Origin of the sequence: Stenotrophomonas nitritireducens, from assembly GCF_050984405.1 — a bacterium.
GTDB lineage: Bacteria > Pseudomonadota > Gammaproteobacteria > Xanthomonadales > Xanthomonadaceae > Stenotrophomonas > Stenotrophomonas nitritireducens_B.
The window spans coordinates 390153-414829 of the sequence record NZ_CP158790.1; the positions used below are offsets into that span (position 1 = coordinate 390153).

The window sequence follows — 24677 nt, forward strand, 5'->3', positions numbered from 1 at the left end:
GGACAACCTTCGGAAAGAACGGTCGCGGAACCAGGGCGCGGCCGGCGCCCAGCATAGCCGCTGGCGCAGGCCGGACAACGCCGCGGCAGCATCAGGTGCCCCGCGCGACGCGCCTTGCGCGCGGTTTGCCGGCGCGTCCATGACCAGTGGCCCAGCCCTTCGCGGGAGCGGGCTGCTAGGCTTTGCCGGTTTTCTTCACCGGTGCCCGCGATGTCCAGACTTCTGCCCCTGTCCCTGCTGCTGTTGACCGCCGTCGGCGGCGTCCATGCCGCGCCCACGCCGATCACCATCGAACAGGCGATGGCCGACCCGGACTGGATCGGGCCGCCGGTGGAATCGGCCTGGTGGTCGTGGAACAGCCAGCAGGCCGAATACACGCTCAAGCGCAAGGGCAGCCCGGTGCGCGACACCTTCCGCCAGCCGGTGGCCGGCGGCACGGCGCAGCAGGTGGCCGACGACCAGCGCGGCACGCTGGACGCGGCCAACCGCGTCTACGACCGCCAGCGCCAGCGCATGGCCTTCGTGCGCAACGGCGACGTGTTCGTGCGCGACCTGCGCAGCGGCGCGCTGACCCAGCTCACCCGCGGCAACGAGCGCGCCTCGGGCGTGGATTTCGCCACCGACGGCGGCCTGATCTGGAACGTCGGCAACACCTGGTACCACTGGAACGCCAGCAGCGGCGCGATCGCCCTGGTGGCCCAGCTCAAGGCCGAGAAGAACCCCGCCGACGCGCCCAAGGCCGACGTGCTGCGCGACCAGCAGATGCGCACGCTGGAAACCCTGCGCCGCGACCGCGCCCAGCGCGACGCGCTGCGCGAGCAGGGCGAGCGCTGGCGCCAGGCCGACCCGACCCGCGCGCCGGGCCCGGTCTACCTGGGCGCGGACGTGGAGATCGTGGACAGCGTGCTCTCGCCCGACGCCACCCACCTGATCGTGGTGACCAAGCCGAAGAACTTCGAGGACGGCCGCGGCGGCAAGATGCCGCTGTACGTGACCGAATCCGGCTACGAGGAAACCGAGGACACCCGCACCCGCGTCGGCCGCAACGGCTTCGCGCCGCATGCGCTGTGGTTCGTCGACGCGAGCACCGGCCAGGTGCGCCCGCTGGCGCTGGACGCCCTGCCCGGCATCGGCACCGATCCGCTGGCCGCGCTGCGCAAGGCCGCCGGCAAGGAACCGCTCAAGGGCGACCGCACCGTGCAGGTGATGGGCGATTTCATGGGCGGCGGCATCCGCTGGAGCGCCGACGGCAGGCAGGCGGCGGTGATGCTGCGCGCCAACGACAACAAGGACCGCTGGATCGTCAGCGTCGGCGCCGACGGCCGCATGCAGAACCGCCACCGCCTCACCGACCCGGGCTGGATCAACTGGGGCTTCAACGATTTCGGCTGGATGGCCGACGGCAGCACGCTGTGGCTGCTGTCGGAGGAATCGGGCTTCTCGCACCTGTACACCCAGGCCGGCACCGGCAAGCCGCGCGCGCTGACCAGCGGCAGGTGGGAAACCTCCGCGCCGGTGCCTTCGGCTGACGGCAAGGGCTTCTACGTGCTGTGCAACCAGCAGGCGCCGCACGACTACGAGGTGTGCGGCGTCGATGCCGCCAGCGGCCAGGTGCGCGAGCTCACCGACCTCAACGGCGTGGAGGATTTCTCGCTCTCGCCCGACGGCCAGCAGCTGCTGGTGCGCTACTCCGGCGCCTACCTGCCGGCGCAGCTGGCGGTGGTGCCGGCCGCCGGCGGCAGCGCGCGCGTGCTCACCGACACCCGCAGCGCCGAGTTCAAGGCGCGCGAGTGGATCCAGCCGCAGCTGGTGGCGGTGCCGTCGAAGCATGGTGCCGGCGTGGTCTGGGCCAAGTACTACGGCCCCGCGCAGAAGGAACCGGGCCGGAAGTACCCGGTGGTGATGTTCGTGCACGGCGCCGGTTACCTGCAGAACGTGCACCAGCGCTACCCCACCTACTTCCGCGAGCAGATGTTCCACAACCTGCTGGTGCAGAAGGGCTACATCGTGCTGGACATGGACTACCGCGGCAGCGAAGGCTACGGCCGCGACTGGCGCACCGCCATCTACCGCAACATGGGCCACCCGGAACTCGAGGACTACCAGGACGGCCTGGACTGGCTGGTGGAAACCCAGCAGGGCGACCGCGACCACGCCGGCATCTACGGCGGCTCCTACGGCGGCTTCATGACCTTCATGGCCCTGTACCGCGCGCCCGGCACGTTCAAGGCCGGCGCCGCGCTGCGCCCGGTCGGTGACTGGCACCAGTACAACCACGGCTACACCAGCAACATCCTCAACACCCCGGACATCGATCCGGAGGCCTACCGCGTGTCCTCGCCGATCGAGTACGCCGAAGGCCTGCAGGACCACCTGCTGATCGCCCACGGCATGATGGACGACAACGTGTTCTTCCAGGACTCGGTCAACATGACCCAGCGCCTGATCGAACTGCACAAGGACAACTGGACCATCGCGCCCTACCCGCTGGAACGCCACGGCTATACGCGCGCCGATTCCTGGCTGGACCAGTACAAGCGCATCCTCAAGCTGTTCGAGGAAACGCTGAAGTAAGCGACAAGGGCGGCCACTGGCCGCCCTTGTCACGTAGGAGCGCACTTAAGTGCGCGAAAGGGCTTTGCCGGTAGTGCCCCATCACGCACTGAAGGGCGCTCCTACGGCGATCACCTGCAATGGAGCCCGCCTTGCCCCCCATCCGCATCGTCACCGCGGTGATCCTCGACGCCGCCGGTCGCGTGCTGGTGGTGCGCAAGCGCGGTTCGTGCGCCTTCATCCAGCCCGGCGGCAAACGCGAAGCCGGCGAGGACGCGCTGCATGCGCTGGCGCGCGAACTGCGCGAGGAACTGGGCGTGGCGTTGCGCGCGGGCGAGGCGGTTGCCCTGGGCACCTTCGAGGACGACGCGGTCAAAAAAACCGCCCGGAGCGGTTTTTGACATCGCTTGTCGATGGCCCGGAGGGTTGCCGCCATGGATGGCGGCAACAACGAACCAGGGCGGCGCGTTCAGGGCGAATCGTTCCCGGTGCAGGTGGACGGCACGCCGCGCGCGCAGGCGGAAATCGCCGAACTGGTCTGGATTCCGCTGCAATCGCCGCACGGCGTGGTGCTGGCGCCGCTGAGCGAACGCCACGTGCTGCCGGCGGCGGCGCGGGCGCTGCGCTCCACCGCGCCCCGGCGCCGGCCGCCGCATCCCCACGCCGATGCCTGAGGGGCTGGGAAAGTCCGGCCGGTCCGGCGATAGTGCGCTCCACCGTTTCCCCGCAGCGTACCCGCGTGATCCAGCCCGCCCCTCCTCCGCTCCATCCCACGCGCCCGTCGGCCGCGTCCTTCGTCGATGTCACCGCCAGGCTGTCGCTGCTGATGGCCGGCCTGTCCATCGCCTGGAGCCTGTTCCAGCTGCTGCTGGTCGCGGTGCTGGGCCGGCTCGACCCGGTGGGCTGGCTGCAGCAGCAGGGATTGCCGGTGCCGGCGGCGGTGCAATGGGCCGCGCGCCACGCGTTGTCGCTGACCGTGCTGATGCTGCTGCTGTCCGTCGCCCTGCTCGCGGTGTCGTGGGCGCTGCTGCGCCGCCACGAATGGGGGCGGATCGGCTTCATCGTCTTCCTGGTCGTCGTGGCGCTGGCCAATTTCGCCATGCTGCCGCTGGTCGACGGCATGTTCGCGGCGATGCAGTCCATCCTGCCTGCCGGCTTCCTGGACTCGCCCGATGGCAGGGAAGCGCTGGCGCAGATGCAGGCCAGCCGCTGGACCGCCCTGATCAGCGCCGGCGTCACCGCGCTGGCTTTCGCCGGCCTGCACGGCTGGCTGGTGCTCCGGCTGTGCCACGACGAGGTACGCGCGCTGTTCCGCTGAGCGCCTGCGCTACAGTACGCGCATGGACGATTTCGAACGCGTACGCGATTACCTCACCGGCCTGCAGGACCGCATCTGCCAGGCCATCGAATCGGCCGACGGCCGGGCCCGCTTCGTCGAAGACCGTTGGCAGCGCGCCGAAAGCGGCGGTCACTCCCGGCCTCCTGCCTCCCGTGACACTGGCCCATCCCTAGGCGGCGGTGGCCGCACCCGCGTGCTGCGCGATGGCGCGGTGTTCGAACAGGCCGGCATCGGTTTCTCCGACGTCGCCGGCACCCGCCTGCCGCCCTCGGCGTCGGCGCACCGCCCGGAACTGGCCGGCGCCTCGTGGCGCGCCTGCGGCGTGTCGCTGGTGTTCCACCCGCTCAATCCCTACCTGCCGACCACCCACGCCAACGTGCGCTATTTCCAGGCCGAACGCGACGGCAAGGCGGTCGCGGCGTGGTTCGGGGGCGGTTTCGATCTGACCCCGTTCTATCCGTTCGACGAGGACGTGCGCCACTGGCACCAGGTCGCGCGCGACCTGTGCGCGCCGTTCGGCGAGGAGCGCTACAACGAACACAAACGCTGGTGCGACGAGTATTTCTTCCTCAAGCACCGCAACGAGACGCGCGGCGTCGGCGGCCTGTTCTTCGACGACCTGCACGGCGATTTCGAACGCGACTTCACCTACCTGCGTGCGGTGGGCGACGGCTTCCTCGACGCCTACCTGCCGATCGTCGCGCGCCGCAAGGACACGCCGTACGGCGAACGCGAACGCGAGTTCCAGCTGTACCGGCGCGGCCGCTACGTCGAGTTCAACCTGGTCTACGACCGCGGCACCCTGTTCGGCCTGCAGAGCGGCGGGCGCAGCGAAAGCATCCTGATGAGCCTGCCGCCGCGCGTGCGCTGGGAGTACGGCTACCAGCCCGACGCCGGCAGCGACGAGGCGCGGCTGGCCGAGTACCTGGTCCCGCGCGCCTGGCTGTAGCGGCCAACCGGATTCCGTAGGAGCGGCTTCAGCCGCGAACGCTTTCTGCGAGGCGGACTCCAGAAGCATCGCGGCTGAAGCCGCTCCTACGCGCCTCCGGCTCAGCTCCACTTGCCGTCGCGGGTCTCGATCATGATGTGGCCGTTGGGCTGCAGGATGGCGCGCCTGATGTCACCGACGTGCGCGCAGCCGGCCAGCCGCATCGCCACCTCGAAATCGGCGTCGCTGACCAGCTGCCGGCGCAGCACCTGCCGGAACACCCGGCCGTCCTCGGCCAGCAGCGTCGGCCTGCCTTCGACCAGCCAGCGGAAGCGCAGCGAGCGCGAGGACAGCCACGCCACCGCCCAGTTCAGCGCGCACAGCGTGCAGGCCATCACGCAGGCGCCGGTGATGGAGTTGTCGCCGCCGTTGATGCCGTTCTGCACCGTGTTGCCGATCAGGATCAGCAGGATCATGTCGAACGGCGTGAACTGGCCCACCGCGCGTTTGCCCGACAGCCGCATCAGCACCGTCACCAGCAGGTACATCGCCACCCCGCGCAGGACGAAATGCCACCAGGGGGCGGACAACACGAAGAGATCGGACACGGCTGGCACCCGCACGGGAAAGGACGGCGCGATCTTCGCACGGCCTTCCGGCGCCTAAAAAAAAGCCCCGCCGACCAGGGGGGGGTCGACGGGGCTGGAGGAGCGGCGATTTGGGGAGGAATCCCCGCTCCGAGATCTGCTCCAGGGGATGGGAGAGATCCGCGACAGGCGTTGCACCTGTCGAGGGCTATATCACCACCCCGGACATTGATGGATCGTGAAGAACGGCCATTTATTTCCAGACGATTAAGGAGGGATTCATTCCAACGCCGAGGCACGGATTATTGGCCGCAAACGGCGTTACGCAACGTTCCAGCCATGGCATTACCAGCGTTAAATATTCGGAAATCCGTGGCGTCCGTAACAGATGGAACCCTGTCATCGCGTAATGCACTGAGGCCCATTCACCAGGTAAATACCAGTAGGGGTCCGGGGTGGTGCCGCGGCACCCGCGGATGAATGGCCATCCTGCGCTGCGCCGGAAACAGAACGCCCCGCAGTGCGGGGCGTGCTGTTTCATGGCCGCGACGCCCAAGCCGCCTGCACGATAAGCAGGGGCATCGTCGCTATGCGGGAGCGCAGGCCACCTTCTCCCGGCGCCCACCTGAAATGAATCGCCTCAGTGCGCTTCGTCCCAGTTGCTGCCCACTCCCGAATCCACCACCAGCGGCACCCGCAGTTCCGCCGCCGCGGTCATGCGCGACTCCACCTCGGCGCGCAGGGTGTCGATGAAGTCCACGTCGGCCTCGAACACCAGTTCATCGTGCACCTGCAGGATCATCTGCGCGCGCTCGCGGTGCGCGGCGAGCCAGCCGTCGACGCTGACCATCGCGCGCTTGATGATGTCCGCGGCGGTGCCCTGCATCGGCGCGTTGATCGCCGCGCGCTCGGCGCCGGCGCGCAGGCCCTGGTTGCGGGCGTGGATGTCGTTCAGGTACAGGCGGCGGCCGAACAGGGTTTCCACGTAGCCCTGCTCGCGCGCCTGCACGCGCATGCGTTCCATGAAATCACGCACCGCCGGGTAGCGGCTGAAGTACAGCGCCACGTAGTCCTGCGCCTGGCCGCGGTCGATGCCCAGGTTCTTGGCCAGGCCGAAGGCGCTCATGCCATACATCAGGCCGAAGTTGATCGCCTTGGCGGCGCGGCGTTCGTTGGTGGTGACCTCTTCCAGGGTGCGGCCGAACACCTCGGCGGCGGTGGCGCGGTGCACGTCCACGCCCTGTTCGAAGGCGCGGATCAGGCCCGGGTCCTCGGACAGGTGCGCCATGATGCGCAGCTCGATCTGCGAGTAGTCGCAGGCCATCAGCCTGCGCCCCGGCGGCGCGACGAAGGCCTTGCGGATGCGGCGGCCGTCGTCGGTGCGGATCGGGATGTTCTGCAGGTTCGGGTCGGACGAGGACAGGCGCCCGGTGGCCGCGCCGGACTGGTGGTAGCTGGTGTGCACGCGGCCGGTATCCGGGTTGACCATTTCCGGCAGCTTGTCGGTGTAGGTGCTGCGCAGCTTGGCCAGGCCGCGGTACTCCAGGATCACGCGCGGCAGTTCGTGCTGGTCGGCGATGGCCTCCAGCGCCTCCTCGTTGGTGCTGGGCTGGCCCTTGGGCGTCTTCACCAGCGCCGGCAGGCCCAGTTCCTCGAACAGCACCGCGCACAGCTGCTTGGGCGAATCCAGGTTGAAGCTGCGCCCGGCCAGTTCGGTGGCCTTCTGCTGCGCGGCCAGCATGCGCGAGGACAGGTCCGCGCTCTGCCGCCGCAGTTCGGCGCCGTCGATGCACACGCCGTTGGCCTCGATGCGCGCCAGCACCGGCACCAGCGGCATCTCGATTTCGCGGTAGACCTTTTCCAGCGCGGGTATGGCCGCCAGCTGCGGCGCCAGCACGCGGTGCAGGCGCAGGGTGATGTCCGCGTCCTCGGCGGCGTAATGGCCGGCCTCGTCGATGCCCACCTGCGAGAACGAAATCTGCTTGGCGCCCTTGCCGGCGACATCCTCGAACTTGGTGGTGGTGTAGCCGAGATAACGCTGCGCCAGCGAATCCATGTCGTGGCGGGTGGCGGTGGAGTTGAGCACGAAGCTCTCCAGCATGGTGTCGTCGGCGTAACCGTCCACCTCCACGCCGTGGCGGCGCAGCACGTGGATGTCGTACTTGCCATGCTGGCCGAGCTTGCGCTTTGCGCCGTCCTCGAGCAGCGGGCGCAGCGCGTCCAGTACCTGCTCCGCCGGCAGCTGCGCCGGCGCGCCCGGGTAATCGTGGCCGACCGGGATGTAGGCACCCTTGCCCGGCTCGACCGCCAGGCTCACGCCGACCAGCCGCGCGCGCATCGCGTCCAGCGCGTCGGTCTCGGTATCGAAGGCGAACTCGGGCGCGGCCTGCAGGCGTTCGACCCAGGCCCGCAGCTGTTCGGCGGTGAACACGGTTTCGTATTCGCCCTTGCCCGCCATCGCCGGATCGATCTCGACGGCAGGCACGCCCTCGCTGGAACGGGCGAAGCCGGCGGCGGTGCCGCGCAGGCTGACCTTGGCCTCGTCGGCCGTGGCCGGCGCCGCGACGCCGCCCAGCTCGCGCAGCGCCTGGGTGAAGCCATAGCGGCCATACAGCTCGCGCAGGCTGTCCACGTGCTGCTCGCGCAGGCGCAGGTCGCGCGGCCCCTGCTCCAGTTCCACGTCGGTGCGGATGGTGACCAGCTCGCGGTTGAGCGGCAGCCGCGGCAGCGCGGCGCGCAGGTTCTCGCCGATCTTGCCCTTCATGGTGGCGGCCGCGGCCATCACGCCGTCCAGGTCGTTGTATTCGGCCAGCCACTTGGCGGCGGTCTTGGGACCGCACTTCTCCACGCCGGGCACGTTGTCCACGGCATCGCCCATCAGCGCCAGGTAGTCGACGATCTGCTCGGCGCGCACGCCGAACTTGTCCATCACCGCCGCATCCGAATCGGTGCGGCTGCCGGTCATGGTGTTGACCAGCACCACGCCCGGGCGCACCAGCTGGGCGAAATCCTTGTCGCCGGTGGAGATCGTCACCTCGAGCCCGTCGGCGGCGCCGGCCAGCGCCAGGGTGCCGATCACGTCGTCGGCCTCCACGCCGGGCACGCGCAGGATGTCGATGCCCAGCGCGTGCACGATGTCGCACATCGGCTGCACCTGCGCGCGCAGTTCGTCGGGCATCGGCGGGCGGTTGGCCTTGTACTCGGCGTACAGGTCGTCGCGGAAGGTCCTGCCCGGCGCGTCGACCACGAAGGCCACGTAGTCGGGCTTTTCCTTCAGCGTGGCGCGCAGCATGTTGACCACGCCGAACAGCGCGCCGGTGGGCTCGCCGGCGGCGTTGGACAGCGGCGGCAACGCGTGGAACGCGCGGTACAGGTAACTGGACCCGTCGATCAGGACTAATCTGCTCATGCGCCGATTCTACGCGGCCGGGCCGCGGCGACGCGCGAGCAACCCGCACGCAGGCATAATCCGGGCCGATACCGATGCGAGGAGCCGCCGTCATGAAACACCTGCTGCTGATTCCCCTGCTTGCCCTGGCCGGCTGCGCCAGCATGGGCCGGGACGCCGATGCGCCGCCGGTGGACGTGGCCGGCGCCGACGTGACCCGCCGTACCCTGGACAACGGCGACACCATCGAGGAATACCGCGTCGGTACCCAACTGCGCATGGTCAAGGTGACGCCGGCGCGCGGCGCGCCGTTCTACCTCTACGACCGCAACGGCGACGGCCGCCTGGACAACGACAAGGACGGTGTTTCCCCGGTGTACTGGAAGCTGTACAGCTGGTGATGGCCGCGCCATCGCTGCGCGCTGTCGCCCCGCGGTTTGCGCAGCAAACCGCGGGCCCCGGCTCACGCTTGCCATACCCCGCGCCTTCGGCGCGCCCCCTGACTCAGGGGGCTTTCCTCCAGATGTATCCGGTGACGCCTGCGGCGAACCGGTCACTTGTGGATGCGGGGCTTGCCCCGCATGCGCGTTGGCCGGGAAGGCTCATGCGGGGCAAGCCCCGCATCCACGACTTCACAGCAGCGCACCGTAGGAGCGCACTTCAGTGCGCGAAGGCTTTCCCGGGGTGCCCTATCGCGCACTGCGCTCCTGACAGGAGCTTTCACCCGATGCGCGATGTCAGCGGATCACCAGCACCGGCACCGTACTGCGCGCGAGCACCTCGGCGGTCTGGCTGCCGAGCAGGACGCGGGTGACGCCGCGGCGGCCGTGCGAAGTCATCACCAGCAGGTCGCTGCCGCAGGCGGCGGCGGTTTCGATGATGCCGTCGGCGGCATAACGGTCGAGCACGTGGTGGCCCTGCACCCCGGCCACGCCGGCCGCGCGCGCCGCTTCCAGCGACGGCTGCAGGATCTTCTGCGCGGCGGCCTCGCGGTCCTGCTTGTACTCCGCGCTGGCCTCGTAGCCGGCGCTCCAGCCCATGGCGTCGTACATGCCCACGGCCCAGGGCTCGGAGACGGTGACGATGTCGACCGTCGCGCCGAGCTGGGCCGCCAGTTCCAGGCCCTTCTGCAGGCCCTTGCCGGCGAGTTCGGAACCATCGGTCGCGATCAGGATGCGCTTGTACATGGCGGTTCTCCTTGGGAAGGGTGGGAGGACACCATTGCACACCCGATGTTGCCGCCGTGCATTGAGCCGGATCAAACGGACTCGCGTGCACCGCCGCGGTCCTGTCACGCGCGCCGGATCATCCACAATCCGACCAGGCTGACCGCCGGCATGAACAGCGCGTAGGCGACCAGCGGCCATGCCGTATCGCCATCGAGCAGCAGGACCATCAGCGTGCCCGGGCCGACCGCCAGCACGCCCTGGAGGCAGTAATACAGCGCGACGGCCGCACCAGCGTCGTCCCCGAACGCCGCGAGCGCGCCGTTGGCGGTGACCGATACCACCAGCACGATGCCGACGGCGATCACCCACATCGGCACCACCAGGGCGACGAACGACGGTGGCAGGACGGAGGTGCCGATGCCCAGCAGCACCGCTCCCGCCATCATCGTCAGGGCGCCGCGCGCGCAGCACCCGGCCACGCCCCAGCGCGCGACGAGGCGTCCGACGACGCGCGTGGTCAGGATCATCACCAGCGCGACGGTGGCGAACGCGGCGCTGAAGGCCATCGGCGGCATCCCTGCCATCCCGATGAGCACGCGCGGGGCGATGGAGAAGAACACGAAGAACGTTCCCATCGCCGCGCCGAAGCCCAGCGTGTAGACCCTGAAAGGCGCATTGCGCAGGATGCGGGCCAATCCCGCTCCATGCCCGTGCGATCGGCCGGGACGGGTTTCGTGCCAGCGTGGCCATGCGCGGGCGCAGGCCACCAGACCCGACAGCCCGAGCAGGACGAAGATCGCGCGCCAGCCCAGGCCCAGCGCGACCGCCGCGCCGACGATCGGACCCAGCGCGGGCACGAAGGCCAGGATCGCGCCGAACAGGCCGTAGATCGTGTTGCCCTGCGGCGTACCGGCGTAGACATCGCGCACCGTCGCGAAGGTGGCGACCAGCGCGGCCGATGCCCCCAGCGCCTGCGCGACGCGCAGGGCAAGGAACAGGCCGCCGCCTTGGACGGCCGCGAGCGCGAGCGATGCCAGCGAGAACAGAAGCGCGCCGCCGAGTACCACCGGTCGTCGGCCGATGCGGTCGGACAACGGGCCGAAGAGCAGCTGCCCCAGGCCGACCACCAGCATGTAGGCGCTCAAGGTGAGCTGGACGAGCGCGGGCGATGTGTCCAACGCCTCCGGCATCCGCGGAATGACGGGCAGGTACACGTCCATCGCCAGCGAGGCCAGCAGGTCGAAGGGAACCATCAGCAGCAGGGCCGACGGCAGCGGATAGGCCCAGTCGCGGGCAGGTTGAACGGGCATGGCGAAGCCTCCGTACGATCGGTATCGACGGCGACCTGCTGGTTCACGATGGAGGGAGACAGCCGGATCGCCGCAACAACAGCACAACGTTGTTGCGGCTCAGCGGACTGCGAGCGGGTTCGCTCCCATCTTTCCTGTCCTTGTGCGGCGTTTCGCCGCCGCAGTGTATCCCGCATCGCCCCGGCGGCGGCCTCGGCCGCCGCTGGCGGCGCCCGTCAAAGCACGGTCAGGTTGGCGTAGGCCATCACCAGCCACTTGCTGCCGGCGTCGGCGAACTCGACCTGCACGCGCGCGTGCGCGCCGCTGCCTTCGTAGTCGGTGACCATGCCCTCGCCGAACTTGGGATGGGTGACCAGCGCGCCGAGCTTGACCGGCGGCGCTTCGATGGCGGCGTGGCCCATCACCCGGCTGGTGCCCAGCGAGGCCGGGCGCGAGACCTGCACCTTGGGCCGCACTTCGTGCAGCAGTTCGCGCGGGATCTCGCGCAGGAAGCGCGAGGGCAGGCTGTAGTTGTCCTGGCCGTGGATGCGGCGCGATTCGGCGTAGCCCAGCACCAGCTTCTGCCGGGCGCGGGTGATGCCGACGTAGGCCAGGCGGCGCTCCTCCTCCAGGCGGCCGCTTTCCTCCAGCGAACGCGCGCCGGGGAACAGCCCTTCCTCCAGGCCGGCCAGGAACACCAGCGGGAATTCCAGGCCCTTGGCCGAGTGCAGGGTCATCAGCTGCACGCCGTCCTCACCGGCCTGGGCCTGGCCCTCGCCGGCCTCCAGCGAGGCATAGGACAGGAACGCGACCAGCTCGCTCATGTCGGCGGCGCCTTCCTCGTCCTCGTCGCGCTGGATGAAACGCGAGGCCACCGACACCAGTTCGTCGAGGTTGTCGCTGCGCGATTCCGAGTCGAGCGCGTTGCGGCTTTCCTTGCCCCAGTGCTCGCGCAGCGCCGAGCGCACCAGCACGTGGTCGATGCGCTCGGCCAGGGTCATCTGCGCGGTTTCGCCGCCGACCTGCTGGACCAGGTTGAGGAAGCCGGCCAGCGCGTTCTTCGCGCGCGAGGTGAGGTCGTTGCCCTGGGTGGCGAGCATTGCCGCCTCCCACAGCGACAGCGACTGCGCGCGGGCGATGCGCCGCACCTCGTCCAGCGTGCGCTCGCCGATGCCGCGCGTCGGCGTGTTCACTGCGCGCTCGAACGCGGCGTCGTCGTTGCGGTTGGTCAGCAGCCGCAGGTAGGCCAGCGCGTCCTTGATCTCGGCGCGCTCGAAGAAGCGCATGCCGCCGTACACGCGGTACGGCACCTGCTCGGACAGCAGCGCTTCTTCGAAGGCGCGCGACTGCGCGTTGCTGCGGTAGAGCACGGCGATGTCGCCGTAGCTGCCGCCGTCGCGCACCCACTGCCGCGCGCGCTCCACCAGGTAACGCGCCTCGTCCATCTCGTTGTAGGCGGCGTACAGGTCGATCGGTTCGCCGTCGCCGCTGTCGGTCCACAGCTGCTTGCCGATGCGGTCCGGGTTGTGCGCGATGACCGCGTTGGCGGCGTTGAGGATGTTGGCGCTGGAGCGGTAGTTCTGCTCCAGGCGGATGGTCTGCGCGCCCGGGAAATCCTTGAGGAAGCGCTGCACGTTCTCCACCTTGGCGCCGCGCCAGCCATAGATGGCCTGGTCGTCGTCGCCGACCACGAACACGTTGCCCGAGTCGCCGGCCAGCACACGCACGAAGGCGTACTGGATGGCGTTGGTGTCCTGGAATTCGTCGACCAGGATCTCGCGGAAACGCGCGCGGTAGTGGGCCAGCAGCGCCGGGTTGTCGCGCAGCAGTTCATGCGCGCGCAGCAGCAGCTCGGCGAAATCCACCAACCCGGCGCGGTCGCAGCGCGCCTGGTACTCGATGTAGGCCTGGCGCATGGTTTCCAGCCAGGCGTCGTGCGGCTCGGGCTGGATGTGCTGCGGGCGCCGGCCCTCGTCCTTCTGCGCGTTGATCCACCACGCGATCTGCTTGTGCGGGAACTTGCCGTCGTCCAGTTCCAGCGCCTGCACCACGCGCTTGACCAGCCGCAGCTGGTCGTCCGAATCCATCACCTGGAAGGCTTCGGGCAGCTTCGCATCGGCCCAGTGCAGGCGCAGCAGGCGGTGGGCCAGGCCATGGAAGGTGCCGATCCACATGCCGCGCGCGCCGTTGCGCAGCTGCAGGTCGATGCGGTGGCGCATCTCGCCGGCGGCCTTGTTGGTGAAGGTCACCGCGAAAATGCCGTGGGTCGGCACGCCATGCACTTCGTTGAGCCAGGCGATGCGATGGGTCAGCACGCGGGTCTTGCCGGAGCCGGCGCCGGCAAGGATCAGGTAGTGGCCGGGAGCAGCGGAAACGGCCTCGCGCTGGGCCGGGTTCAGCCCGTCGAGCAGGTGGGAAACATCCATCGGCGCATTCTACGGGAAAGCCCCCTGCGCAGCCGTTCAGCCCTGCCGCTGGCGCAGCACGGCGGTCGCGGCCTGTGCGGCCTGACCGCGCAGTTCCGGTATCGCCAGGCTTTCCCACAGGCGGCCGATGCGCAGGCTGCCGACGACCTGCACGCGCGGTTCGGCGACGCCGTCGGCGTCGAGCAGGCTGCCGTCCGCCGCGCTGTCGATGCCGATGCCGTGCGGGCCCGGGCGCGCGACGCCGCTGCCCAGCATCTGCTGCAGCAGCGGGTTGCGCATGGCCTGCGCGCGCATCTCCACCCCAGTGGCGTTGACGACGCAGTGCGCATCGAGCTGGAACGGCTGCCGGCGCGGGTCGAGCGCGCCCAGGTGCACGCAGGCGCCCTCGGCGATCACGGTTTCCAGGCGGCCGCGATGCAGGTGCAGGCGGCCCTGTTGCCTCAGTTCCATCAGCTGCGCATGCACCGGCGCGGCGATGCGGTGCCGGTGCACGTCCCAGTAGCGCACCACATGGCGCAGGAAACGGCGCTGGTCGTCGAAGGACAGCGACTGCCACAGCGCCTGGCCCAGCGGCCGGATGCGTTCCATCACGCTCTGCCACGGAATGCCGCGCGGCGCGGCCTCGGCGGCGTGGCGGCGCAGCGCGCGCACGCGCTGGCGCAGGGTCATCGCCAGCAGCGGTTCGGGGTCGTAGTCGGCGGCCGGGCCCGCGGCGTGCGGCAGCGGCAGCAACGCGTGGCGCGAGAGCACGTGCACCTGGCCGCGATGCCCGGTGGCGGCGAGCGAGACCACGCTGTCGGCCATGCTCAGCCCGGAGCCGACGATGGCCACGTCGGCGGTCGCGGCGATGTCCTGCACCGCGTCGAAATCCCAGGCCTCGATGCGCTTGCCGGGCGGCACCGCGCCGGCGCCGCGCGCGGGCAGCGGCCGCAGCGCATTGCCGGTGCACAGCGCCACCGACGCGGCCAGCAGCGGCTGGCCCGGGTCCAGCTGCAGTGCGATGCCATCGGCCTGCGTCTCCAGCGAGACGACGCGCGCGGCGCGCACGTCCAGCAGCGCCGGGCTGGCGTCCACCGCCTCCTGCAGACGCTGCCGCAGATAGCCGGCGTAGTGGTGGCGCGCGACGAAGGCGTGCGCCAGCGTGTCGCGCCCGAGGCCGGGGAAGGCATCGCGCGCGACCAGGTAGTCGAGGAAATCGTCAGGCCGGTCGGGGAAACCGCTCATCTTGCCGGCCGGTACGTTGAGCAGGTGCTCGGGATACCGCGTGGCGTAGGCCACGCCGCGGCCGAGCGGCAGCTGCGGCTCGATGAGGGCCACGCGCAGCGCGCCGGCGGCGCCACGCAGCACGCCGATCGCGGTGAGCACGCCGGCGGCGCCACCGCCGATGATCGCGATGTCGCAGGCCTGCGTCTGGTCGGAAACTGTCATGCGCCGATTGTAGGCGATGCCGCCAGCGCCGCCTGATGCCGCCGCCGCATGTGCTGATGGAACACGCTGATGGCGTTCTCCCTGTCCCGGAAACACGGAACCCGCCTTGCGGCGGGTCCGGTGTGGAACGGCTGTCGAAGCAATCCGTGCGGATTACTTGATCTTGCCTTCCTTGTACAGAACGTGCTTGCGCACCACCGGGTCGTACTTCAGGAATTCCATCTTCCCGGGGGTGTTCTTCTTGTTCTTGTCCGTGGTGTAGAAGTGGCCGGTACCGGCCGAGGAAATCATACGGACCTTATCGCGCTTGCCTGCCATGATGTTTTACTCCTCAGACCTTTTCGCCGCGGGCACGCAGCTCAGCCAGAACGGAATCGATGCCGTTCTTGTCGATGGTGCGCAGTGCATGCGCGGAAACACGAAGCTTGACCCAGCGGTTCTCGCTGGCGACCCAGAAACGGCGCTCGTGCAGGTTCGGCTGGAAGCGACGACGGGTCTTGTTGTTGGCGTGCGAGACGTTGTTACCCGTCTGCACCTTCTTGCCGGAAACTTGGCAAACTCGGGACATTGCGCACCTCGGTAATGTCGGTTGTATCTTCCTTGGCCAGGAAGATGGCGGCCCCGGCGGTTGTCCGCCACACGTCACGGGAGGTCAGGGGTACGCTGCAGGGCGGTCGGACGACGTGCTTCCGGCCGCCGGCCCGGGATTCCGGGCACAGCGAGCCGCGCATTATGCGCGATGCCCGCGGCGATGGCAAGTTGTCCACAGACCCCGGCCCCGGGAGGCCCGATGCGATTGCTGGCACTGACCTACGGCACCGAAGGCGACACCCGGCCCTTGGCCGCGCTGTGCCATGGCCTGATCGCCGCCGGCCATGCGGCCACCCTGCTGGCCGACGGCGGCACCCTGGACAGCGCGCGGGCGCTCGGCGTGCCGCATGCCGCGCTGGAGGGCGACATCCGCCAGGACATCGGCGCCCTGGTCGCCGGCGGCAACGGTGCCGGCGCCGCCGCCCGCGGCCTGGCAGGCCTGGCCCGGCGGCACATCACCCCGTGGATGCGCCAGGCCGACGCCGCCGCGCAGGGGTGCGACGCGATCCTGGCCGGCGGGCTGGCCGCCTTCGTCGGCATGAGCGTGGCCGAACGCCACGGCCTGCCGCTGATCGGCACCGGCATGATCCCGCTGACCCCGACCCGCGCCTTCCCCTCGCCGTTCCTGCCGCCGGGGCGGATCGCCGGCTGGCTCGGCCGCGCCAGCTACGGCCTGGTCAACGGGCTGATCTGGCGGCAGTTCCGTGGCCCGATCAACCGCGCCCGCCAGCAGGTGCTGGGGCTGCCGCCGCGCCGTTCGCTGTGGACCGGCCTGCCGATGCTGTACGGCATCTCGCCCAGCCTGCTGCCGCGCCCGGACGACTGGCCGGCCGACCACCGCGTCTGCGGCCAGTGGCGCGTGCCGGAAGCGGACTGGGCGCCGCCCGCCGACCTGCGGGCCTTCCTCGATGCCGGCCCGCCGCCGGTCTACCTCGGTTTCGGCAGCATGGCCGGGTTCGACCGCGAAACGGTGCTGCCCGCGCTGCTGGCCGCGCTGGCGCCGCGCCGCGTGCTGCTGTTTCCCGGCTGGGCCGGGCTGCCGGATGCGCCGCTGCCGGACAACGTCTTCGTGATCGGGCCGGCGCCGCACGAGGCGCTGTTCCCGCGCTGCGCGCTGGCGATCCACCACGGCGGCAGCGGCACCTCGCATTCGGCCTGCCGCGCCGGGGTGCCGTCGCTGGTGATGCCGTTCGCCGGCGACCAGTTCTTCTGGGCCGACCGCCTGCGGCGCCTGGGCGTGGCGCCGCCCGCGCTGTCGCCCAACCGGCTGGACCGCCCGACGCTGGCGCAGGCCATCGCATTCGCCGAGTCGGCGCAGGCCCGCGCCAGTGCCGCCGCCTTGGGGCGGTCGATGGCCGCCGAGGACGGCGTGGCGACCGCGGTGACGGCGATCGAAGCGCTGCTGGCGCGGCGCTAGTCCGGCGAGGCATCCGCAGGGTGGAGGCCCGGGCGGCTCACTCGGGCGCGAAGGAAAGCGTGCGCCGCCAGCGCAGCGGCGCGGTCGCGCGCGCCGGGTCCGGCGGGAACAGGCTCATGTAGCCGGCGGCGATGGCCCGGTCGCGGATGCGCTCGCCGACGCCTTCTGCGACCTCGACTTCGACATGGGTCACGCGGCCCTGCGGATCGACCTCCATCGCCCAGACCAGCCGGCCGCGCCATTCCGCCGCCGGAATCGCGGCGTCGTAGTTCGGGCGGCCGGCCACGTAGGGAACGTCGCGCTCGAGGTAATGGGGTGAATCCTCCAGGCGCGGATCGACGCGGATGTTGGCCGTGTGACTGCGGCCGTCGCCAAGCGTGGCGCGCGCCGTCCACCCGCCCGCCGCGCCACCTTCGCCGAGGTCGGCGCGATGGCACTGTTTGGTGCCGCGGTAGTCGTCGTACCGGTGCAGCGACACGCGTTCGCCATCGGCATCGAGCAGCTCCAGCTGCAGGCCGCCCACGTCCGTGGGTGTGGCGGTGGCGGCGACGCAGATCTGGTGGTCGTGGTCGTCCTGCATGACGAACTGGCGGGCCTGCTGGCGCGCGATCGCATCGGCCGGCGGTTTCGACCACAGGAATTCGATGTAGATGTCGCTGTCGTCCGCTGCTGCGGCGTTCCCGGCGCACAACGACAACAGTCCCACCACCGCAATACGGCGCAGTCGCATGACCCGCTCCCTGGACGTAGCGCCCGACTCTAGCCAGCGGCGGCGCCGGGCAGCAAGTCAGGACGGCGGGCGCGACGCGCGCAGTTCGCGCCAGGCCGCGCGCGCCACCGTCCATGCCGAACGCAGGAACAGCACCAGCAGCACCACGGCGATCAGCAAATCCGGCCAGCCGGCGCCGAACGCCCACACCGCCAGCGCGGCCAGGATCACCGCACCGCCCTCGTAAACATCGTTCAGCGAACACATCCAGGCCGACGCCAGGTTGATGTCGCCCTGCCGGTACGGCCACAACAGGCGCAGGCACAGCAGGTTGGCGGCGAGGTTGAGCAGCGCGGCGATGCCCATGCTCTCGAACAGCGGCACGTGCGGATGCGCCAGCTTCCAGCCGATGCCCACCGCCACCGCGATGGCCGCGCACAGGATGAAGGCCGCCTTGAGCAGGGCGACCCGCGCCTTGGCGGCGAGGCTGGCGCCGACCACCGCCAGGCTCAGCGCATAGGTCAGCGCGTCGCCCAGGTTGTCCAGGCTGCCGGACAGCAGCGAGGCCGAGCCGCTGTGCCAGGCGGCCGCCATCATCATCGCGAAGGTCAGCAGGTTGATCGCCAGCACCCACAGCAGCGCCCGCCGCTGGCGCGCCTGCATGCGCCCGACGTCCAGGGTTTTGCCGCAGCCGCAACAGTCGCTCATTCCGGTTCCAGGCAAGGGGGTGCAGCGGATGTTCGCACCGATGCGGAGAAGTTGCAGCGCGCGCGGCCGGCCTGCCCCGGCAACGGGATGCCGGCAACGGCCGACGACCGACAGTTCATCGGCGCAGCTCCCTGCTTGGCCCTGCCCCGCCGGCGCGACGCTGCGCGGCCGGCGGGGAGGCCATGGCTACCGCTCCGCGCGATGCAGCCAGCGGTACAGCACCGGCAGCACCAGCAGGGTCAGCAGCGTGGAGGACACGATGCCGCCGATCACCACCGTGGCCAGCGGGCGCTGCACTTCCGAGCCGGCGCCGACGTTGAAGGCCATCGGCACGAAGCCGAGCGAGGCCACCAGCGCGGTCATCAGCACCGGCCGCAGGCGGCCCAGCGCGCCTTCGCGCACCGCTTCGGGCAGCGGCCGCCCCTGCCCGCGCAGGCTGCGCACGAAGCTGATCATCACCAGGCCGTTGAGCACCGCCACGCCGGACAGCGCGATGAAGCCGACGCCGGCCGAGATCGACAACGGGATGCCGCGCAGCGCCAGCGCCAGCACGCCGCCGGTCAGCGCCAGCGGCACGCCGCTGAACACGATGGCCGCATCCCTGGCCGAGCCGAACGCCCAGAACAGCATGGCGAAGATCAGCGCCAGCGTCGCCGGCACCACCACCGCCAGGCGCTGGCTGGCCGAGATCAGCTGCTCGAAGCTGCCGCCGTAGTCGATCCAGTAACCGGCCGGCAGCGGCACGCGGGCATCGATGGCCTGCTGCAGGTCGGCGACGAAGCTGCCCAGGTCGCGGTCGCGCACGTTGGCGGTGACCACGATGCGGCGCTTGCCGTTGTCGCGGTTGATCTGGTTGGGGCCTTCGCTGGTTTCGATGCGCGCCAGTTCGCGCAGCGGTACCGTGCGCGGGTTGCCGGTGAGCGCGCCGGCGGCGCCACCGCGACTCAGTTCGTCGGCGTTGCCGCTGGCCAGCGCGGTTTCCAGCGACACCGGCAGGTCCGCCAGCGCCGCCGGATCCTGGCGCAGTTCCTCGGGCAGGCGCACCACGATGTCGAAGCGGCGGTCGCCCTCGAACAGCTGCCCCGCCACCTGCCCGCCCACCGCGGTGGCCACGGTGGACTGCACCTGGCCCGGATTGAGGCCATAGCCGGCGAGTTTCTGCCGGTCCGGGGTGACGGTAAGCAGCGGCAGGCCGCTGGTCTGCTCCAGCCGCACGTCGGCGGCGCCGGGCACGGCCGCGGCCACCTTCTCGATGCGGCGGCCGACATCCATCAGCGTGTCCAGGTCGTCGCCGTACAGCATCACCGCCACGTCCGCGCGCACCCCGGAAATCAGCTCGTTCATGCGCATCTGGATGGGCTGGGTGAACTCGTAGTTGTTGCCCGGCAGCTCCTCCACCGCTTCTTCCAGCTCGGCCAGCAGGCTTGCGCGCGGCTTACGCGGGTCCGGCCACTGCCCGCGCGGTTTCATCATGATGAAGGTGTCGGCCACCGACGGCGGCATCGGGTCGGAAGCCACTTCCGGCGTGCCGATCTTGGAGAACACCTTGGCCACCTCCGGGAACTGCAGCAGGCGCAGCTCGATCTGCTGCTGCATCCGCACCGACTGGGTCAGGCTGGTGCCGGGTATGCGCATGGCGTGCATCGCCACGTCGCCCTCGTCGAGATTGGGCACGAATTCGCTGCCCAGCCTTGTTGCCAGCAGGCCGCAGCCGACCACCAGCGCCAGCGCGCCGGCCACCATCCAGCGCCCACGGCGCAGGGCCAGGTCCAGCAGCGGCTGGTAGCGCCGGCGCAGCCAGCCCATCAGCCGGTTCTCCTGCTCCTGCACGCGGCCGCCGAGGAACAGCGCGATCGCCGCCGGCACGAAAGTCAGGCACAGCAGCATCGCCCCGCTCAGCGCCAGCACCACGGTGATCGCCATCGGGTGGAACATTTTCCCTTCCACGCCGGTGAGGGCGAAGATCGGCAGGTACACGGCGGTGATGATGCCCAGGCCGAACAGGCTGGGGCGGATCACCTCGGCGGTGGCGGCGGCGGTCTCGGCGAAGCGCTCGGCGCGCGTCATCGCCCGGCCCAGCGCATGCGTGCGGTCGCCGAAGCGGCGCAGGCAGTTCTCGATGATGATCACCGCGCCGTCCACGATCAGGCCGAAATCCAGCGCGCCGAGGCTCATCAGGTTGGCCGACACGCCGCCGCGCGCCATGCCGGTGAGGGTGAACAGCATCGCCAGCGGGATCACCGCGGCGGTGATCAGCGCCGCGCGGAAATTGCCCAGCAGCAGGAACAGCACCACGATGACCAGCAGCGCGCCTTCCAGCAGGTTCTTGGCCACGGTCTGGATGGTGCGGTCCACCAGCGCGGTGCGGTCGTAGCTGGCGGTAACGGTCACGCCCTCGGGCAGGCTGCGCTGCGCCTGCTCCAGTTTCGCCGCCGCGGCCTGCGCCACCGCGCGGCTGTTGGCGCCGACCAGCATCACCACCGTGCCCATCACCACTTCATGGCCGTTCTGGGTGGCCGCGCCGCTGCGCAGCTCCGGGCCATCGGCCACCGTGGCGACGTCGTGCACGTGGATCGGCACGCCTTCGCGGCGGTCGAGCACGATGTTGCCGATCTGCTCCAGGTCGGCGACCTGGCCGGGGACGCGCACCAGGAACTGCTGGCCGTTGCGCTCGATGTAGCCGGCGCCGACGTTCTGGTTGTTGGCCTCGACCGCGGCGGCGACGTCTTCCAGGGTGAAGCCCAGCGCGCGCAGCTTTGCCGGGTCCGGGGTGATGTGCACCTGGCGCTGGAAACCGCCGATGGTGTTGACCTCGGTGACGCCGGGCACGTTGCGCAGCTGCGGGCGGATCACCCAGTCCTGCAGGGTGCGCAGGTCGGTGGCGGTGTAGGCGCTGCCATCGGCCTTGCGTGCCGTAGGGTCGGCGTCGATGGTGTACATGAAGATCTCGCCCAGGCCGGTGGCGATCGGCCCGAGCTGCGGGTCCAGGCCATCCGGGATCTGCGAGCGCGCCTGCTGCAGGCGTTCGGCCACCTGCTGGCGGGCGAAGTAGAGGTCGGTGCCGTCTTCGAACACCACCGTCACCTGCGACAGCCCGTAGCGCGACAGCGAGCGCACGCTCTCCATCTTCGGCAGCCCGGCCAGCGCTGTCTCCACCGGGAAGGTGATGCGCTGTTCGGTTTCCAGCGGCGAATAGCCCGGCGCGGCGGTGTTGATCTGCACCTGCACGTTGGTGATGTCGGGCGTGGCGTCGATCGGCAGGCGGGTGAAGCTCCACGCGCCGAGCAGCACCAGCGCGGCGGTGAGCAGCAGCATCAGCCAGCGATGGGCGATGGCCGCGCCGATGATGCGTTCGAGCGGGCCGGCGCGCGGCGCGAGGTCAGTGCTCATGGCCCGCCCCCGCCTTGCCGATGTCGGCCTTCACCGTATAGCTCTGTTCGACGACCACTTCTTCGCCGGCCTGCAGGCCGGCGCTGACCGCCACCTGCCGCGCATCGCGCGCGCCGAGCGTGACCGGACGCGCCTGGTAGGTCTCGCCGGTGCGCACGAACACCACGTCGCGGCCGTCCATGCTCTGCAGCGCCGTCAGCGGCACCACGACGTCGGCCGGCGTGCTGGCCACGACGATGCGCGCACGCACCGCCGCGCCCGGCCGCCACAGGCCATCGAGGTTGTCCACGGTGGCGCGCGCCACCGTGCTCTGGCTGGCGGTGGCGGTGCCCGGCAGCACGCGCTCGAGCGTGGTGGCCTGGCTGACGCCGTCGGTCATGCGGGTGACGGTGACCGGCACGCCGGCGGTGATGTGCTGGGTATCGGCACCGAAGATGTGCAGGTCCACCCACAGCTGCGACAGGTCGCCGATCTCGAACAGCAGCTGGCCTTCGCCGGCGACGCCGCCCACCTGCGCCTGGCGCGACAGCACCACGCCGGAGATCGGCGCGCTGATGGCGTAGGTGGTCAGGCTCAGGTTGCTGTCGATGCTGGCCAGCGGCTGACCGGCGCGCACGCGGTCGCCGACGTTGGCCCGCAGCGCGCGGATCGGGCCGGGGAACCGCGCGGTGACCTGCGCCATGCGCCCGTCGATCGGCGCCAGCAGGCCCTGCACGTCGTGCTCGTCGGCGATGGTGCCCGGGCCGGCGGCGGCGCTGACGATGCCGGCGGCCCTGGCGCGCGCGGCGGGGATGGTGGTCTGTTCGGGCGCGTTGTCCGCGTCGGCGTGGTCCTCGCCATCGGCATGGCCGTGGCTGTCCTGGACAGCGTTCTTGGCAGTAGCGGCGGGATCGCCGCCGCAGGCGGTGAGCGCGGCCAGCAGCACGGCCAGCGCGGCCAGGCGGAACATCGGGGAAAAATGCAGGGAAGCCTTCATGGCGTGTTTCCTTCGGAAGCGGTGGCGACCAGGGGCTGCCCGGTCAGGCGCTGGATTTCGATCAGGGCGGTCTGCGCGGCGAGCGCGGCATCGAGCTGGCGTTGCCGCGCCTCGATGCGCATGGCCTGCAGCTGCGCCCATTCCAGGTAGCTGATGGCGCCGGCGCGCCAGGCGGTCTCGGCGGCCTTTTCTGCGCGCTGCAGCTGCGGCAGCACATCGCTGTCCATGCGCGCCACTTCCAGCCGCGCGGTGCCGTAGCGGCCATGGGCCTCGGCCAGCGTCGCGTACAGCTGCAGCGCACGCGATTGGCGTTCCACCGCGCTCATCGCCAGTTCGGCTTCGGCGGCACGGATCTCCGGCCCGGCACGGCGTGCGCTGCCCAGCGGCAGGCTGAAGCCGCCGACCAGCGCGGTGTCATGGCTGGCGCGGTCGTTGCGTACGCCCAGCTGCCAGGAAAGATCGCCGCGCAGCTGACTGCGCGCCAGCTGCAGCTGCGCCTGCCGCACGCGCGCCTCGCCGGCGATGACTGCCAGTTCCGGCGTATCGCTCAACAACGTCGCCAGCTGCTGGAAATCCTGCAGCGCCGGCAGCCGCAGCGGGTCGCCGCTGACCGCGGCGAAGTCCGCTTCGCGCGCGTTCCACAATGCCGCAAGCGCCATCCGCGCGGCGCGTTCGGCCTCCCCGGCGCGGTCGCGGTCCAGTTCGGCCTGGGCCAGCGCCGCCTGCGCGGTCATCAACGTGGACGCGGGCGAGGCGCCGGCCTGCAGGCGCAGGCGCGCGGCGGCGACCGCACGGCGGCGCTGCTCGATGTCGTCCAGCGCGATCCGGCGCTGGCCGCGCGCGGCGGTGATGGCCAGGTAGCGGCGCGCCACTTCGGCCATCAGGTCCAGGCGGGTGATTTCGCGCTGGGGGGCCAGCGCGTCGATGTTGGCCTGCGCCAGCGCGCGGCGCGCATCGAGCTTGCCGCCGCGTTCGAGCACGCCGGCCAGCGAGACGGTGACCTCGGCGGCGTCGAAGCCGCGGCTGGCGCCGCTGCCCAAGGCGTTTTCGATGTCCACGCCGAATACCAGCGGCGGCTTCAGGCCGGCACCGTCATGGCGGGCCTGGGCGGCGGCGCGACGCAGTTCGGGCAGGCGCAGGTCGGGATGGGTGCGGGCGACGCGGCTGACCGCCTCGTCCAGGGTCAGGGGGGCGGGCGACGACGGCACCTGCGCGATGGCGCACGGTGCGATCGCCAGGGCCGCGAGCGCGGCCAGGCGTTTCCACATGGGGAATCTCCGGTTTTCGGGAAGGGATCAAGGTCCGCGCCGCGGACGCGGGATCAGCCCGGAATCGGAGGGCGCAGCAGGCTTTCGGTGGGCGCCGGGCGCCAGTGGGTGTCGTGCGCGGTGGCGCCGGTGGCGGCTGGCGGCATCGCCACGTCCCAGGCCACCGCGGCGAACGGCAGCACGCCGCCGTGGCCGTGGCAGTGGCCGCAATGCACGAGCGCGTGCAGCAGGCGGGCGCTGCCGTCGGTTTCGTCGTGACCGGTATCGGCTTCCAGCACCGGATCGTGCACGGTGGCCGGATGATCGGCGTGGCTCATCGCATGCAGCTCGCCCAGCGCCGAGGCCAGCGCGCCGCCGGCGGTGCCGAGCGCGACCACCGCCAGCACCAGCAGGCGGAGCAGCAGCGACGGCGGACGGCGGCGCAGGAACGCGATCATGCGCGGCAGGGTAGCCGCGGCATGTCGCGTTACACAATCGCAGGAGTGCGGGAGCGCGCGGACCCGCTGCGCTC

Annotated in this window: 19 protein-coding genes and 1 pseudogene; 6 read left to right on the top strand and 14 right to left on the bottom strand. The window is 70.6% G+C overall.

The window, feature by feature from the left end; genetic code table 11:
- Positions 1–210: 210 nt before the first annotated feature.
- The 4 genes and pseudogenes from ABTV91_RS01770 to hemF all read left to right on the top strand — a co-directional run bounded on the left by ABTV91_RS01770 (position 211) and on the right by hemF (position 4841).
- Complete coding sequence (locus ABTV91_RS01770) at positions 211–2574, top strand: S9 family peptidase (protein WP_433852934.1); 2364 nt, start codon at positions 211–213, stop codon at positions 2572–2574.
- Positions 2575–2693: 119 nt separating this feature from the next.
- Positions 2694–3227, top strand: a pseudogene (locus ABTV91_RS01775) (NUDIX hydrolase).
- Between the two features lie 65 nt (positions 3228–3292).
- Complete coding sequence (locus ABTV91_RS01780) at positions 3293–3871, top strand: hypothetical protein (RefSeq protein ID WP_433852935.1); 579 nt, start codon at positions 3293–3295, stop codon at positions 3869–3871.
- 22 nt (positions 3872–3893) lie between these two features.
- A complete protein-coding gene (gene hemF, locus ABTV91_RS01785; RefSeq protein ID WP_433852936.1) occupies positions 3894–4841 on the top strand; it encodes an oxygen-dependent coproporphyrinogen oxidase in 948 nt (315 codons plus the stop codon).
- A gap of 101 nt (positions 4842–4942) precedes the next feature.
- On the opposite strand, the gene ABTV91_RS01790 is transcribed toward hemF, so the two are convergent.
- Complete coding sequence (locus ABTV91_RS01790; protein ID WP_433852937.1) at positions 4943–5428, bottom strand: DUF421 domain-containing protein; 486 nt, start codon at positions 5426–5428, stop codon at positions 4943–4945.
- 619 nt (positions 5429–6047) lie between these two features.
- Complete coding sequence (polA, locus tag ABTV91_RS01795; RefSeq protein ID WP_433852938.1) at positions 6048–8816, bottom strand: DNA polymerase I; 2769 nt, start codon at positions 8814–8816, stop codon at positions 6048–6050.
- 92 nt (positions 8817–8908) lie between these two features.
- On the opposite strand from polA, the gene ABTV91_RS01800 reads away from it, so the two are divergent.
- Positions 8909–9196 (top strand): DUF2782 domain-containing protein, encoded by a 288-nt coding sequence (locus ABTV91_RS01800; protein ID WP_433852939.1) that lies wholly within the window; start codon positions 8909–8911, stop codon positions 9194–9196.
- A gap of 336 nt (positions 9197–9532) precedes the next feature.
- Here the strand turns inward: ABTV91_RS01800 and ABTV91_RS01805 are convergent, their stop codons facing one another.
- The 6 genes from ABTV91_RS01805 to rpmB form a co-directional block, all read right to left on the bottom strand.
- Positions 9533–9982, bottom strand: a complete 450-nt coding sequence (locus ABTV91_RS01805; protein ID WP_433852940.1) for a universal stress protein — start codon at positions 9980–9982, stop codon at positions 9533–9535.
- Between the two features lie 104 nt (positions 9983–10086).
- Positions 10087–11274 carry a CmlA/FloR family chloramphenicol efflux MFS transporter gene (gene cml / locus ABTV91_RS01810; protein ID WP_433852941.1) on the bottom strand — a complete coding sequence of 396 codons (1188 nt, stop codon included), beginning with the start codon at positions 11272–11274 and terminating at the stop codon, positions 10087–10089.
- Between the two features lie 215 nt (positions 11275–11489).
- Entirely contained in the window at positions 11490–13679 is a 2190-nt protein-coding gene (gene uvrD, locus ABTV91_RS01815; RefSeq protein ID WP_433852942.1) for a DNA helicase II, read from the bottom strand.
- 36 nt (positions 13680–13715) lie between these two features.
- Positions 13716–15107, bottom strand: a complete 1392-nt coding sequence (locus tag ABTV91_RS01820; protein WP_433852943.1) for an FAD/NAD(P)-binding protein — start codon at positions 15105–15107, stop codon at positions 13716–13718.
- A 153-nt stretch (positions 15108–15260) separates the two neighbouring features.
- Positions 15261–15428, bottom strand: coding sequence for a 50S ribosomal protein L33 (gene rpmG, locus ABTV91_RS01825; RefSeq protein ID WP_169411268.1), 168 nt, complete (start codon positions 15426–15428; stop codon positions 15261–15263).
- A gap of 10 nt (positions 15429–15438) precedes the next feature.
- Positions 15439–15675, bottom strand: coding sequence for a 50S ribosomal protein L28 (gene rpmB, locus ABTV91_RS01830; protein ID WP_054668347.1), 237 nt, complete (start codon positions 15673–15675; stop codon positions 15439–15441).
- 222 nt (positions 15676–15897) lie between these two features.
- On the opposite strand from rpmB, the gene ABTV91_RS01835 reads away from it, so the two are divergent.
- Entirely contained in the window at positions 15898–17115 is a 1218-nt protein-coding gene (locus tag ABTV91_RS01835; RefSeq protein WP_433852944.1) for a glycosyltransferase, read from the top strand.
- Positions 17116–17152: 37 nt separating this feature from the next.
- Here the strand turns inward: ABTV91_RS01835 and ABTV91_RS01840 are convergent, their stop codons facing one another.
- From ABTV91_RS01840 to ABTV91_RS01865, 6 genes are all read right to left on the bottom strand, one after another.
- Positions 17153–17845, bottom strand: coding sequence for a hypothetical protein (locus ABTV91_RS01840; protein ID WP_433852945.1), 693 nt, complete (start codon positions 17843–17845; stop codon positions 17153–17155).
- Positions 17846–17902: 57 nt separating this feature from the next.
- Positions 17903–18532, bottom strand: a complete 630-nt coding sequence (locus ABTV91_RS01845; RefSeq protein WP_433852946.1) for a cation transporter — start codon at positions 18530–18532, stop codon at positions 17903–17905.
- Between the two features lie 186 nt (positions 18533–18718).
- The gene (locus tag ABTV91_RS01850; protein WP_433852947.1) at positions 18719–21922 is read right to left on the bottom strand and encodes an efflux RND transporter permease subunit; all 3204 of its coding nucleotides are present in this window, start codon (positions 21920–21922) and stop codon (positions 18719–18721) included.
- Positions 21912–22898 (bottom strand): efflux RND transporter periplasmic adaptor subunit, encoded by a 987-nt coding sequence (locus tag ABTV91_RS01855; protein ID WP_433852948.1) that lies wholly within the window; start codon positions 22896–22898, stop codon positions 21912–21914. The genes ABTV91_RS01850 and ABTV91_RS01855 overlap by 11 nt, the downstream gene beginning before the upstream one ends.
- On the bottom strand, positions 22895–24166 hold the full coding sequence (locus ABTV91_RS01860; RefSeq protein WP_433852949.1) for a TolC family protein: 1272 nt from the start codon (positions 24164–24166) through the stop codon (positions 22895–22897). Before ABTV91_RS01860 ends, ABTV91_RS01855 begins: the two co-directional genes overlap by 4 nt.
- Positions 24167–24219: 53 nt before the next feature.
- Positions 24220–24603: a hypothetical protein gene (locus ABTV91_RS01865; RefSeq protein WP_433852950.1), complete on the bottom strand. Its 384-nt coding sequence runs from the start codon at positions 24601–24603 to the stop codon at positions 24220–24222.
- Positions 24604–24677: the final 74 nt, after the last annotated feature.

Excerpts from the sequence above, each read along its gene's own strand:
- ABTV91_RS01770 (WP_433852934.1), top strand. The coding sequence starts at position 211 with ATGTCCAGACTTCTGCCCCTGTCCCTGCTGCTGTTGACCGCCGTCGGC.
- hemF (WP_433852936.1), top strand. The coding sequence starts at position 3,894 with ATGGACGATTTCGAACGCGTACGCGATTACCTCACCGGCCTGCAGGAC.
- polA (WP_433852938.1), bottom strand. The coding sequence starts at position 8,816 with ATGAGCAGATTAGTCCTGATCGACGGGTCCAGTTACCTGTACCGCGCG.
- ABTV91_RS01800 (WP_433852939.1), top strand. The coding sequence starts at position 8,909 with ATGAAACACCTGCTGCTGATTCCCCTGCTTGCCCTGGCCGGCTGCGCC.
- ABTV91_RS01805 (WP_433852940.1), bottom strand. The coding sequence starts at position 9,982 with ATGTACAAGCGCATCCTGATCGCGACCGATGGTTCCGAACTCGCCGGC.
- cml (WP_433852941.1), bottom strand. The coding sequence starts at position 11,274 with ATGCCCGTTCAACCTGCCCGCGACTGGGCCTATCCGCTGCCGTCGGCC.
- uvrD (WP_433852942.1), bottom strand. The coding sequence starts at position 13,679 with ATGGATGTTTCCCACCTGCTCGACGGGCTGAACCCGGCCCAGCGCGAG.
- ABTV91_RS01820 (WP_433852943.1), bottom strand. The coding sequence starts at position 15,107 with ATGACAGTTTCCGACCAGACGCAGGCCTGCGACATCGCGATCATCGGC.
- rpmB (WP_054668347.1), bottom strand. The coding sequence starts at position 15,675 with ATGTCCCGAGTTTGCCAAGTTTCCGGCAAGAAGGTGCAGACGGGTAAC.
- ABTV91_RS01835 (WP_433852944.1), top strand. The coding sequence starts at position 15,898 with ATGCGATTGCTGGCACTGACCTACGGCACCGAAGGCGACACCCGGCCC.
- ABTV91_RS01840 (WP_433852945.1), bottom strand. The coding sequence starts at position 17,845 with ATGCGACTGCGCCGTATTGCGGTGGTGGGACTGTTGTCGTTGTGCGCC.
- ABTV91_RS01845 (WP_433852946.1), bottom strand. The coding sequence starts at position 18,532 with ATGAGCGACTGTTGCGGCTGCGGCAAAACCCTGGACGTCGGGCGCATG.
- ABTV91_RS01850 (WP_433852947.1), bottom strand. The coding sequence starts at position 21,922 with ATGAGCACTGACCTCGCGCCGCGCGCCGGCCCGCTCGAACGCATCATC.
- ABTV91_RS01855 (WP_433852948.1), bottom strand. The coding sequence starts at position 22,898 with ATGAAGGCTTCCCTGCATTTTTCCCCGATGTTCCGCCTGGCCGCGCTG.
- ABTV91_RS01860 (WP_433852949.1), bottom strand. The coding sequence starts at position 24,166 with ATGTGGAAACGCCTGGCCGCGCTCGCGGCCCTGGCGATCGCACCGTGC.
- ABTV91_RS01865 (WP_433852950.1), bottom strand. The coding sequence starts at position 24,603 with ATGATCGCGTTCCTGCGCCGCCGTCCGCCGTCGCTGCTGCTCCGCCTG.